Origin of the sequence: Nostoc parmelioides FACHB-3921 (assembly GCF_014696625.1) — a bacterium.
Lineage (GTDB): Bacteria > Cyanobacteriota > Cyanobacteriia > Cyanobacteriales > Nostocaceae > Trichormus > Trichormus parmelioides.
Window position 1 is genome coordinate 19,677 of the sequence record NZ_JACJQL010000012.1, and the last position, 12,490, is coordinate 32,166.

Consider the following 12,490-nt stretch of genomic DNA (forward strand, 5'->3'; position numbering starts at 1 on the left):
TGTATGCAGCACAAGTCTCTCCTACATCTACTTTGCTTAAGTTTTTGTATATTACATTGCTTTTTGTATATTAAATATTTGATACTTTTATTTCCTGATAACAAATTTATGATAACTTCATAAATGTCTCCTTTAGCTAGTCTAAATTGCCCGTGTTTTCTGTTGTGATGTGCAGTTGCGAAGTGAGACACTAGATGCCTAGTAACGGTCAATCATCCTTTCGACGTATTTTAGTAACCAGGATTTTGCTCTTGTTTGTCCCGGTGTTGTTTGTTGGACAGATAGCGGCGTTGAATAAGGCACGCTCTAGCTTACTAAAAACTGCGCGACAAAATCTCACAGAAAGTGCTGTTATTAGAGGGGAGAGAATTCTCAATGCGATCGCCACTCTTAAAACTAACTTACTAACTGCCAGCCGCACAACGGTTGTACAGTCCGGTTCTCCAGAGGAGATAGAAGCATTTCTGACACAGCTAGTACAAGCACTACCCAACCAAATTGAATGCTTGCAGCTAATTAACTGGCAAAATGGTGAAATAGTTGCCAGTAGCTGTGGTAAAAAAGAAATTACTCAATTTGGCCCGCTTCTACCAAGTGATAGTGTGGAACTGAGAAGCATCGCCCCCCCAAAACCTGGAGTGACTGGCCCACGTAATCCCCAAGAGCAATTACAATTACTACTCACCGCCCCCGTATATGACAAGTCTGGGAAATTGCAATATGCTTTGAATCTTCAGTCAGCATTATATAAACAAACTCGTAATCAACCAGGTTCACTCACTGGTTCTACCATAGTCATCGCTGAAGATGGGACAATATTAGCTCACCCCCTATCTGATTTAGTGGGAACTAATATCAAAGAACACTCAGATGCCAAGCAAGTACAAAGCATCATCAAAAATGCAGTTGCAGGACGTAACGAGCCAATCAATTTAATTTTCCAGAATAAGAAAGAATTAGTAGCAGGTTATACAGTAATTGACAGTCCCACAACAATACAGCCACAGCAGAAATGGATAGTCATGTCTGTGACAACTGTAGAAAATGCTCTATTTGGCTTAGAAGAAATCAAACTCATCCTTATTGTTTTAACAGTTGGTCTAATTGGTGCAAGTTTAGTAGCATCTTTGTATCTAGCACCTTACTTAGCTAGTCCTGTGGAAGAATTGCGCGATTATGCTTTAAACATTCATAGCCACCATACATCTAGACGAGTCCCCGATAACTTCAAGATTCGGGAGTTTAACCAACTAGCACAAGCAATAGACCAAATGGTTGATAGGCTTAAAGTCTGGTCAGAAGAAATCGAGACGGCATGGAAAGACGCAAAAAGTGCTAATCAAGTTAAAAGTCAGTTTTTAGCTACTACTTCCCACGAATTACGCAATCCATTAAATATTATTATCAACTGCGTACGTTTAGTTAAGGATGGCTTGTGTGATAATCGAGAAGAAGAAATAGAATTTCTTCAGCGTGCCGATGAAACAGCGATACATTTACTAGGAATTATTAACGAACTACTCGATATTTCTAAAATTGAAGCTGGGAAACTTTCTGTAGTCAGCCAACCTTTAGATTTGCGACAAACACTTTTAGAAGTAATCAATTTACAGTCAGTCAATGTCCAACAAAAAGGCTTACAACTGAAAACCAACTTAGGCACAGAACCCATTCCTGTGAAAGCGGATGCAGCTAAATTAAAGCAAGTATTAATTAATATCATTGGTAATGCTACTAAATTCACCGATGAAGGTGGTATTAGTATTGCGACAACCATTCAAATTCAAATTGATGGTAAATCGCAAGTGATGGTTAGTATTACAGATACAGGTTTAGGGATTGAACCTGCTCAACAACATAAACTATTCCGTCCCTTTGTGATGGTGAATGGTAGTACCACACGAAAATTTGAGGGTACAGGCTTGGGATTAGCTATTTCAAGAAACTTAATTGAACTCATGGGTGGCACTATCACTTTGGAAAGTGCTGGTATCAATCAAGGTACAACAGTTAATATTACTTTGCCATTAATTGATATCTCTTTATTAGGTTTATCAGCCACAGATCATAATACTAAAAACCCGAAAAATTCAGAAGAAGATGAAAATATTAAGGGAAAAGACTCCTTCTCCTCTAACCATCCAGAAGTAGTACATTTCGCTTGTGATGAAAACTACATCTCGAAAAAAACAGAGTTAGAAGAGTATACTGATATAGAGCGAGTTAATCTTTTTGTGATTCATAATTCGTAATTGATTATGTGATGTGGGTAAACATTCGTGTTGTAGTAATGCTGTAAATTATTATAAATTTTATTGAAGAGAAACAGATTGGCCGCCTTGTTGGAGAGACGTGGTTAGAGCAGAGAGAATTTTGACTAATTCTGTACCTACCCAACCAGAAGAAATACTTGTAGGTGTATTCTGGAAAACAGAAGTAATGAAGCGATCGCACACTCGCTGTAAAGGTTCGCCGGTTTTTAGTTCTAAAACTTCTCGGCTTTGATTTACAGGCAAAAATAGATTTCCCTGACGTTCAAATTCACCGTGTAACAAAGTTAACTGTGATGATGGTGACATTTCATCAAAAATCAAAGTCCCAAGGCTTCCTACCACCGCCAAACGGCGCTGTTTATCATTATTCAACCAGCACAGGTGAATATACGCCTTAAAACCATCGGGGTAAGTTAGTGTGACCCAAACTAAATCGGCTAAACCTGTTGATTGTTGATTGTTGACTGTTGACTGTAGCCAAACTGTACCCGTCGCCTGTACACTCACAGGTACCTTACCTAACCAGTTGTTAAAGATGGCGATATCATGAATGGCTAAATCCCATAAAGCATCAACATCTTGACGGACAGGGCCTAAATGAGTGCGTGTAGCATAGCCGTAACGTAACTCACCTAATTTACCGGACTGAACTACAGTTTGACCTTCTTCTACGGCTGGGTGAAATAAATAGGTGTGATCAACCATGAGTATTAATCGCTGTTGCTCTGCTAATTGGCAAAGTTCTAAACACTCTGTAGGGTCTAGGGTTAGAGGTTTTTCTGCTAGAACATGATAGCCTTGAGTGAGAGCGTCTTTAATTAAAGCGTAGTGAGTGGTAGCTGGAGTGGCGATCGCTACTGCTGTTAATCCTGGCACTTTTTGTAAGTCAGACCACTGGGTGGTTAACAGAACATTTTCAGCCAAATTAAACTGCTGCTTAACTACAGCCAACCTTTCTGGATGGGGATCAACTATTGCCACAACCTCAGCTTGCGGATGTGCTAAAAAATTCCGCAACAAATGCACACCCCAGCGTCCTACCCCGATAACAGCGATTTTAGTCATTGGTCAATAGTCAATAGTCAATAGTCAATAGTCATTGGTCATTGGTCATTGGTCATTGGTCATTGGTCATTGGTCATTGGAAGCTAGTTTTTTTATACACAGCTTAAGAACAAATATGCTGCGTGAACTATCTCTTATGTTTGTTATTAGTTAATAGTCACTGGTAAATGATTAAGCGTCAATAGTTACGTGTAATTGCTTTTGACTATGGACTAATGACCAATGACTATTGACTACCAATTTCTTCTGGAGGAGTGATAGCCAAAAAGGCTACTTTGGCGGCTGCTTGTTCGGCCGCTTTGATGGAGCGTCCTTTACCTTCACCGAGTTTGTTACCGTGTAACCAAACTTCGGCGGCGAAACGTTCTTGGGTGCGGTTTGCCTGATTGATTTCGACGACTCGATATTCAGGTAACACCTTAAATTGTGCTTGCGTCCATTCTTGTAGCGCGGCTTTGTAGTTAAGTCTGGCGGGGTCGAGGCGAATTTCGGCTGCTAGTTGGCGAAAGTGAACGTCTAACCAAGGGCGAATGAGTTCTAGATTAGAAGTGCTGAGATAAAGCGCACCTAAAACAGCTTCAAAAGCATCTGCTAATCGGGACTCCTGACCAATTTTGTCACTGGTGGCACTGCCAGCAACCAATAAATGTAATTCTAAACCATATTCTCTAGCTAACTGGGCAAGGATGCGATCGCTCACTAATACCGAACGAATTGCCGCAAAATCCCCCACAGGGCAGTCAGGGTAAGTCTCCCAAAGCATCACAGCCGCAGCTAATCGCACCACCGCATCACCAACAAACTCCAACTGTTCATAATTAGCGGATTCGGACACAGTAGGATGAGTCAATGCCAAATCCAGCAATTCCCACTTAATGGGTGCTGTTGTTGGTAGACCTAATTTTCTTACTAAACTTTCAAGTTGCCTTTGTCGGCGGGGATACACAAGAGTCATTATTCATTAGTCATTGGTCAACGGTCAACAGTCAACAATCAACGGTTAATAGTCTTTGCTATGGACTATTGACTATAGACTATTGACAAAAAGAGGAGAGAGTTGGTAGTAAGCCGGGTTCTGTTCTCTGTGTAAATTGCTTTACAGGAGGGCGATTATCTATCTGGGACGTTTGTTACCAAACGCCTCTAGCGGCTCTCTGATAACGGAACTGGTAAAAGACCAACCATAGTTCCTTCGGCCTTGCTCCCAACCGGGGTTTACCGAGCCAGTACCTCTCGATACTGCTGGTGCGCTCTTACCGCACCTTTGCACCCTTACCAAAAAAGGCAAAAGATAAAAGGCAAAATTAAAAAGAAAGAAATGTTTCTTTTGCCTTTTCACTTTTTACTTTTAACTTGTTTTGGCGGTATTTTTCTGTGGCACTATCCTCACGATCGCTCGCACTGGAAGTTATCCAGCAAGTCTGGTCTTTCGGGAGTCCGGACTTTCCTCAAATCAGTTAAACTAACTGGTCTGCAACCGCCAACGCCTACTCTCTCCCTAGTTCCAGTGTAATCTTGGATGGTGTCTTGTGTCTGTTTTGCTTATTTCTTTTTATTCCAGGGTAGGGCGTAAGTCCAAGGTAATTTTCTGATAGTGAAGGGACAATTAATAATGGATATGGGAGGAAATTCTGACCCAGGAGCAAAACCTGCTCGTACTTTAGTTACACGCAGTACTAGTTGTAGAGAAAAGTCTATTTCCTTACCTCTATTCATAAATTCGCCATACAATTTTTTCTGAGGTGGCCCGCCCTTTTGTAACCCTGTAATATTAATTAAGGGTTTTTTCGCTGAATAAGTGCCACTTTCTTTGTCGCGCTCAAAGACATCTTCTGCTGTAATTGACTCTGTTAGTGTTTTTTTGGGAACAATTAAACTAGGGCTTTGTGGTACAGCTAAATCACGGGTCAAATCTGGTGATTTTCTAATAACTCGCCGTGATTGTTTGGAATGCTCAACGACTAAAGAACTATTGTCCCAGTCTACATAAACAGCAACATCATCAGATTTATTCTCAATGCTGATTGAGAGGTCTTTAACGTCATCATAGGAGTTGGAGGCTGCAAGTTTAAAGGATATGCCTATTTTGTCGTCGAGTTCTTGTTCTTTGAGTTGGTCATCTACTACGGATTTTTTAAACTCATATTTGATGCGATCGTCAATGGCATCAACCATGCGATTGAATATATAAGATACACCAATAATATAGATTGTTAAGACAAGTAAATTTTGGTCAGTACTCCTAGTCATACTTAATATATGAACTCCATATAATAATTTTTTACGCAACCCCTCGGCAACGTTCAATATTAATCACGCTCAATCATAGAAGAATTTTCTAGCCAACCTCGTTTCCAAAATAAAAATAGTAATGCAAAAGCGATCGCTCCCATCGCTCCCAAGCACAGGGGATAACCCCAATACCAGTTCAACTCAGGCATATTGTATGGCGATTTTTCTGTATTAAAATTCATGCCATATATACCTGCAACAAAAGTTAGGGGAATAAAGATGGATGAAACCACTGTCAGTAGTTTCATCACTTCATTCATTTTGTTACCGACTGCTGACAAGTATACATCCATTAATCCAGAGGCTAACTCACGGTAGGTTTCCACCATATCCATGACTTGCACTGCATGGTCATAACAATCGCGGAGATAGATTTGCACCTCTGGGCTAATTAGTTGACTGCGATCGCGTATCAAAGAATTAATCGCATCCCGTTGCGGCCAAATAGCGCGACGAAGTTGTAATAATTCGCGCCTCACATGATAAATTTTTTGCAGTGTTTGGCGCGTAGGACTAACGATTACCTCTTCCTCCAAATCCTCAAGTTCCTCGCCGTAACGTTCTAAAACTGGGAAAAAACCATCAATAATCGCATCAAGCAAAGCATAAGCTAAATAATCGGCTCCTTGGCGGCGGATAGTCCCTTTAGCTTTTTCAATTCGCATCCTTACGCCTTCAAAGCAATCATGCTCTGGTTCTTCCTGAATACTTAACAAGTAGTGCTTACCTAAAACTAGACTGACTTGCTCACTATAAAACCCAGACTCTCTTTCCTTAGGTACAACCATCCGGGCAATAAATAATAATTGGTCGTCGTAATCCTCTGTTTTAGGACGTTCCGAGACATTTACCACATCTTCCAACACCAGAGGCGGTAACTCAAAAACTTGCCCCAATCGCTCTAATATTTCCTGATTACCCAAACCCTGGACATCTACCCAAGTCACAGACTCCGTATCCAAATAGGGAACGCATTCTTCCGGTGTGGCAACTCGCTGATGAGTAAAATCAATTTGGTTATAGTCAATTAAGTCAATTTCCGGTGGCGGCGCATCTGCATCAATAATGATGGTTCCGGGGATGGTTCCAGGGTAGTGATAGAACTCATCTTTATATGGTTTATTGACTACTTTGGCAAAGCGACGCAGTTTTCTAATCATGCAGTTTTACCCGAAACTTAATTAATAAAAAGAGTCAAGAGTCAATGGTCAATAGTCAAAAGCTAGCTTCTGTGTATCTACCTCTTGAACGCTGATTCAGAGTTTCTTCCCCTAAACCCCCACACCCCTACACCCCTACACCCCTACACCCACCCTTACACCCTAAGCCAGTCTGCAAGGTAAACTGTTGGAATTGATAAAGTTAAGCTACGCAAAGTTAAAAACAGAGTCCTATGCCTGGGTTTTTATTGGAAGTTGGAACAGAAGAATTACCTGCAAGCTTTCTCAGTGGTGCGATCGCGCAGTGGCGATCGCGGATTCCCCAGAGTTTAGCAGCTAATAGCCTCACCAGTGAATCTGTAGAGGTCTACGGGACTCCCCGGCGTTTGGCAGTACTCATCACAGGTTTACCATCCCAACAGCCAGATCGGGAAGAGGAAATCAAAGGCCCACCCGCCCAAGCAGCTTTTAAAGATGGTCAACCAACTCCCGCAGCCGTCGGTTTTGCTAAAAAGCAAGGGGTAGAACTAGAGGCGTTAGAGGTACGCCCCACGGATAAGGGGGAATTTGTCTTTATTCAGAAAAAAACACCCGGTCGTCCTGTGGCAGACATTCTAACCGAACTTGTCCCCCAATGGATTTATAGCCTAGAAGGTAAGCGGTTGATGCGTTGGGGTGATGGGGATGTGAGGTTTTCTCGTCCTATTCGCTGGCTAGTTGCTTTATTAGATGAGGCGATTTTACCCCTGGAATTGGTGAATGGTTCCTTGACAGTGAAGAGCGATCGCATTTCTTACGGTCATCGGGTTTTACACCCAGAAACGATCACAATTCACCAAGCCACTGATTATGTCAACACACTACGTTCTGGTTATGTGACTGTAGATGCTAATGAACGGAAAACTACAATTAAAGAGCAAGTAACAGCTACAGTACAAAAATTAGGCGGTTATACAGAAATTTACCCAGATTTGTTAGAGGAAGTTACTAATTTAGTAGAATGGCCTTCCCCAGTTGTCGGTAAATTTGAAGAAGAATTTTTAAACTTACCGACGGAAGTGACGACAACCGTCATGGTGAGTCACCAGCGTTATTTTCCTGTGTTCAAGACTGGGGATCATCAAGAACTTTTACCTTATTTCATCACCGTTTCTAATGGCGACCCCACTAAATCAGAAGTGATTGCGGTTGGTAATGAAAGAGTGATTCGGGCTAGATTAGCAGATGGTCAGTTTTTCTATAAAACAGATTTATCCAAGAGTTTAGAAAGTTATTTACCCCAATTAGAAACAGTCACTTTTCAAGAAGACTTGGGATCGCTACGTGGCAAGGTAGAAAGAATTGTTAAGGTTGCTGAACGGTTCAGCGCTCAACTGCAACTGGGAGAAAGCGATCGCCAAAACAACCAAAGAGCCGCTTTATTATGTAAAGCTGACTTAGTCACTCAAATGGTGTTTGAATTCCCAGAATTACAGGGAATTATGGGACAAAAGTATGCTGTAGCTAGTGGAGAAAGTCCAGAAGTCGCTACAGCAATTTTTGAACATTATCTCCCACGAGGAGCCGATGACATCTTACCTCAAAGCCTCACAGGTCAAGTTGTGGGTTTGGCAGATAGACTCGATACCTTAGTGAGTATCTTTGGCTTGGGCTTAATTCCCACAGGTTCATCTGACCCCTTTGCTTTACGCCGCGCCGCCAACGCTGTAGTTAACATTACTTGGGCTGCTAATTTACAAATCAACTTAGCTAGTTTGCTAGCACAAACAGTCGCCGAATTTGCCGCCCAATACAACAAAGACCAAGCACCATTAATCACAGCCTTAAACGAATTTTTCTTACAACGCATCCGCACCTTATTACAAGAAGAAAAACAAATTGACTACGACTTGGTAAATGCGGTGTTAGGAGAGAATGACGAAGAGTATCAAGCAAGGGCATTACAGGATTTACTAGATGTGCGCGATCGCGCTCTCTACCTGCAACAAATCCGCCGCGACGGTACACTAGATAAAATCTACGAAACCGTGAACCGTTCCACACGCCTAGCAGCCCAAGGTGATTTAGATACCCAACAGCTAGACCCCGCTTCTGTAGTGCGTCCTGAATTGTTCCAAAAGCCTTCCGAATCAGCTTTTTATGATGCTTTAGTCAAACTAGTACCGCAAACGCAAGCAGCACAACAGTCACGCAACTATCAATTGTTAGTCGCGGGGTTGGTGGAGATTGCGCCTACTGTGAGTAACTTCTTTGATGGAGCAGATAGCGTTTTAGTTATTGACCCCGACCCAGAAATCAAGCGCAATCGCCTAAATATCCTGGGATTATTGCGGAATCATGCCCGTGTGTTAGCTGACTTTGGGGCGATCGTGAAAAATCTGTAGTATAAAGCAATAAAAAGTGGTGTAATTTTTGCCCATTAAGCGCTACCATTATGAGTGCTTAACCAGGGAACTCTGCTACAGTCTATGTCCAAAGCTCATGTAGTTGGATTAGGAAAGTCCGGTGTTGCTGCGGCGAGATTGTTGAAACGGGAAGGTTGGGAGGTAATTCTGAGCGATCGCAATACCTCCGATACCCTCCTTAAACAGCAACAAGAACTCGCTAAAGAACAAATCACAGTTGAATTAGGGTATTCACTAGATTTTGCTGGTACTTTGCCCGATTTGATTGTTGTGAGTCCGGGCGTTCCTTGGGATATTCCCGCCTTAATCAAAGCGCGAGAATTAGGCATAGAAACTATCGGTGAAATGGAACTCGCTTGGCGACATTTAAAGTCCTTGCCTTGGGTAGGAATTACCGGCACTAACGGCAAAACTACTACCACCGCCTTAATTGCCGCTATCTTTCAAGCAGCCGGATTTGATGCCCCCGCCTGTGGTAACATCGGCTATGCTGCGTGTGAAGTCGCCTTAGCAGAAATACCCCCCGATTGGATTATTGGGGAAATCAGCAGCTATCAAATAGAATCTTCCATTACCTTAGCCCCCCACATTAGTATCTGGACAACCTTCACCCCAGACCACCTAGCCCGTCACAAAACGTTAGAAAATTATTACGACATCAAAGCCAAGTTATTACGTCAATCCCATTTACAGGTGTTCAATGGTGATGACGCTTACTTATCCAAAATAGGTGCAAGTCATTGGCCGGATGCCTATTGGACAAGCGTCAAAGGTAAAGAATTTTTGCTTAGTGAAAAAGGCTTTTATATTGAAGATGGCTGGGTGGTAGAACAATTGCCAAACTCCCCACCCCAAAGAATTGTCGAAGCCTCAGCTTTACGCATGGTAGGGGCGCACAACCAGCAAAATCTCCTCATGGCAGTAGCCGCAGCCCGTTTAGCAGATATTCCCCCTCAAGCAATTGAAAAAGCCTTGCGTGAATTTCCAGGGGTTGCCCATCGGTTAGAACACATCTGTACTTGGGAAGGCATCGACTTTATCAACGACAGCAAAGCCACCAACTACGATGCGGCGGAAGTAGGACTAGCATCGGTGAAAAGCCCAGTGGTGTTAATTGCTGGCGGTGAAGCCAAAACAGGGGATGATACAGGCTGGTTAGCGAAAATCCAAGGGCAAACATCAGCCGTATTACTAATTGGTAGTGCAGCACCAGCATTTGCCCAACGTCTACAAGAAATCAGCTATAGCAATTATGAAATAGTGGAAACGATGGAAAAAGCGGTAAGGCGATCGCTAGAATTAGCCAAACACCATCAAGCCCCCGTAGTCTTACTATCCCCAGCCTGCGCCAGCTTCGACCAATACCCCAATTTTGAAGCACGAGGCGATCATTTTCGTCAACTGTGTCTGGAATTGGTAGGGTAAAGAGAAACAAATTCAAATCACCATTAATGTTGATGTACTCGCTCAAGTAACCAAATTGAAGCGATCGCCCCGACAAAATGGGCAGCAATACCATTAATATTCGCTACCATGACAAACACATCCAGCGCCCTGATAATTTTGTTGGGATCGGTGATGGCTACTCCTGGCGGTTGAGAAATCGATTTTGCTATAAGTACACCCAGAGTTGCACCAGCACCTACCAGGGTTAATAATATCCCGACTAAACTAACTATGATTCCTAATCGAATCGCTTGAGTTGTATCTGCCTTGCTGGGGTGTAAAGCCGGATTGGGATTGGCCAAATGCTTCCCGATGCGGGTGTAACGAAAATCCCAATAAACGCTAAATAAGAGCGCTATAAGACCACAGACAGCCCAAAATATGCCTATTCCTAAGCCTGCGTTCGGTTGATCTGCAAAACCGCGACCAGTGGAGGCAAATAGTAAAACTAAACCAGTAACCACAGCCAGCCCCAATTGTACCCAAAGTATTATCCAGCCTGTGAGCCGAATTGTATTGGCAATTCCGTATAGTTTTGGTGCTACAGATGGCGTTTCACCCACAGTTGGCGATCGCATTTCTGATTCCGCTTCCATATCAATTTTCCTCGTCTTATCCCCCAACTACCACGATATTTCCCCTCTTGTACACATACCCCCACCCACAGACACAACTCCCCTCCAGCCTGGAGACATAAAGTTGGCTATCTCAAACTTAGGATTGATGAGTAATTAGCATTCTAGTTGCCAAAATGTGGGCAGGATAAGGCATATTTAAGCGATAAATAGCATTTACTAAGGAATAAGGGGCATGATTAAATCTTGGATGGTGATTGGCGGTGTGGCTATTTTGGTGGCCTTGGCTGCTAATGTAATGACACCGAGCGATCGCAAGTGGTTCAACCGCCTGCAAAGACCTAGATGGCTGACTTTTGAAGCAGCAATCCCAGTGATCTGGACTGTAATTTTTATCTGTGGTGCTTGGTCTGCTTATATTGTGTGGGAGAAAAACCCAGGAACCAATACAACGTGGATGATCATGGGTTTATATCTGCTATTAGAAATTGTAACTATTGCATATACACCTGTGATGTCTAAGCTCCGCAGTCTTCGGGTGGGTACAATTGTCGGAGGTATAGGTTTAGTTGTTAGCGTAATTTTAACGCTGGTCGTCTTAAATATTTCTGGTTGGGCAGCATTATTACTAGTTCCTTATTTGCTGTGGAGTCCCATCGGCACTTACACCACTTGGCAAATGGCTCATCTCAATCCTCAAGATGCTTAATCTTCTTACCAACGACTGATTAATCCCTTATCCGCGATTGTCAAACTGACAGTATATGACTGGACAAAAGTGTAGGGATAGGAAAAAGTATGATTCCCTCTTGGATGGTGATTGGGGCTGTAACTTTCTTAGTTGCAGTTGGTAGTTTCTTCATTACACCCCGCGATGTTAAATGGTTTGCCCAATTAAGTCGCCCCCGATGGTTAGTTTTTGAGCCGTTTATCCCCTTAATTTGGACTGTAATTTTTATCTCCGGTGCAGTTTCCGCCTACATCGTTTGGGAACATAATCCAGGCGGTATCATCACCTGGTTGCTGATGGGTTTATACCTTTTAGTAGAAATCATCACCGTAACTTATATACCTTTAATGTTGAGATTTCGCAGTCTCAAAACAGGAGAAATTATTGGCTTAAGCGGTTTCATCACAGGTATTGTGTTGGCGATCGCCGTACTTCCCATTTCTGGACTAGCAACTGTATTACTGATTCCCTATCTACTATGGAGTCCCATCGGTACATATACCACCGATGAATTAAGACAACTCAATCCCGAAGACGCTTAAAC

The 12,490-nt window shown here is 42.7% G+C and carries 10 protein-coding genes and 1 other RNA gene; 5 read left to right on the forward strand and 6 right to left on the reverse strand.

Translation table 11 applies throughout. The annotated features are described in order from the left end of the window. Positions 1-194: 194 nt before the first annotated feature. Entirely contained in the window at positions 195-2,252 is a 2,058-nt protein-coding gene (locus tag H6G14_RS10530) for a sensor histidine kinase (protein WP_190567388.1), read from the forward strand. Positions 2,253-2,312: 60 nt separating this feature from the next. On the opposite strand, the gene H6G14_RS10535 is transcribed toward H6G14_RS10530, so the two are convergent. The 5 genes from H6G14_RS10535 to corA all read right to left on the reverse strand — a co-directional run bounded on the left by H6G14_RS10535 (position 2,313) and on the right by corA (position 6,790). Next, positions 2,313-3,338, reverse strand: coding sequence for a Gfo/Idh/MocA family protein (locus tag H6G14_RS10535; protein ID WP_190567389.1), 1,026 nt, complete (start codon positions 3,336-3,338; stop codon positions 2,313-2,315). Between the two features lie 226 nt (positions 3,339-3,564). Next, positions 3,565-4,293, reverse strand: coding sequence for a ribonuclease III (rnc, locus tag H6G14_RS10540; protein ID WP_190567390.1), 729 nt, complete (start codon positions 4,291-4,293; stop codon positions 3,565-3,567). A 93-nt stretch (positions 4,294-4,386) separates the two neighbouring features. Further along, positions 4,387-4,833: RNase P RNA component class A (gene rnpB, locus H6G14_RS10545), an RNA gene on the reverse strand. Between the two features lie 47 nt (positions 4,834-4,880). Then, on the reverse strand, positions 4,881-5,588 hold the full coding sequence (locus tag H6G14_RS10550) for a hypothetical protein (protein WP_190567391.1): 708 nt from the start codon (positions 5,586-5,588) through the stop codon (positions 4,881-4,883). 59 nt (positions 5,589-5,647) lie between these two features. Then, the gene (gene corA, locus H6G14_RS10555) at positions 5,648-6,790 is read right to left on the reverse strand and encodes a magnesium/cobalt transporter CorA (protein ID WP_190567392.1); all 1,143 of its coding nucleotides are present in this window, start codon (positions 6,788-6,790) and stop codon (positions 5,648-5,650) included. Positions 6,791-7,023: 233 nt separating this feature from the next. On the opposite strand from corA, the gene glyS reads away from it, so the two are divergent. Beyond that, positions 7,024-9,174, forward strand: coding sequence for a glycine--tRNA ligase subunit beta (gene glyS / locus H6G14_RS10560; protein ID WP_190567393.1), 2,151 nt, complete (start codon positions 7,024-7,026; stop codon positions 9,172-9,174). 84 nt (positions 9,175-9,258) lie between these two features. Further along, complete coding sequence (gene murD, locus H6G14_RS10565) at positions 9,259-10,620, forward strand: UDP-N-acetylmuramoyl-L-alanine--D-glutamate ligase (protein ID WP_190567394.1); 1,362 nt, start codon at positions 9,259-9,261, stop codon at positions 10,618-10,620. 23 nt (positions 10,621-10,643) lie between these two features. Here murD and H6G14_RS10570 read toward each other — a convergent pair whose 3' ends face one another. Continuing rightward, positions 10,644-11,237: a DUF3611 family protein gene (locus tag H6G14_RS10570; protein ID WP_190567395.1), complete on the reverse strand. Its 594-nt coding sequence runs from the start codon at positions 11,235-11,237 to the stop codon at positions 10,644-10,646. A 214-nt stretch (positions 11,238-11,451) separates the two neighbouring features. Between H6G14_RS10570 and H6G14_RS10575 the strand changes: the two genes are divergently transcribed. Beyond that, a complete protein-coding gene (locus H6G14_RS10575) occupies positions 11,452-11,925 on the forward strand; it encodes a TspO/MBR family protein (RefSeq protein WP_190567396.1) in 474 nt (157 codons plus the stop codon). An 89-nt stretch (positions 11,926-12,014) separates the two neighbouring features. After that, positions 12,015-12,488 (forward strand): TspO/MBR family protein, encoded by a 474-nt coding sequence (locus H6G14_RS10580; RefSeq protein ID WP_190567397.1) that lies wholly within the window; start codon positions 12,015-12,017, stop codon positions 12,486-12,488. Positions 12,489-12,490: the final 2 nt, after the last annotated feature.

Coding starts and splice junctions, on each gene's coding strand:
- H6G14_RS10575 (WP_190567396.1), top strand. CDS start 11,452: ATGATTAAATCTTGGATGGTGATTGGCGGTGTGGCTATTTTGGTGGCC.
- H6G14_RS10570 (WP_190567395.1), bottom strand. CDS start 11,237: ATGGAAGCGGAATCAGAAATGCGATCGCCAACTGTGGGTGAAACGCCA.
- glyS (WP_190567393.1), top strand. CDS start 7,024: ATGCCTGGGTTTTTATTGGAAGTTGGAACAGAAGAATTACCTGCAAGC.
- H6G14_RS10550 (WP_190567391.1), bottom strand. CDS start 5,588: ATGACTAGGAGTACTGACCAAAATTTACTTGTCTTAACAATCTATATT.
- H6G14_RS10530 (WP_190567388.1), top strand. CDS start 195: ATGCCTAGTAACGGTCAATCATCCTTTCGACGTATTTTAGTAACCAGG.
- rnc (WP_190567390.1), bottom strand. CDS start 4,293: ATGACTCTTGTGTATCCCCGCCGACAAAGGCAACTTGAAAGTTTAGTA.
- H6G14_RS10580 (WP_190567397.1), top strand. CDS start 12,015: ATGATTCCCTCTTGGATGGTGATTGGGGCTGTAACTTTCTTAGTTGCA.
- H6G14_RS10535 (WP_190567389.1), bottom strand. CDS start 3,338: ATGACTAAAATCGCTGTTATCGGGGTAGGACGCTGGGGTGTGCATTTG.
- corA (WP_190567392.1), bottom strand. CDS start 6,790: ATGATTAGAAAACTGCGTCGCTTTGCCAAAGTAGTCAATAAACCATAT.
- murD (WP_190567394.1), top strand. CDS start 9,259: ATGTCCAAAGCTCATGTAGTTGGATTAGGAAAGTCCGGTGTTGCTGCG.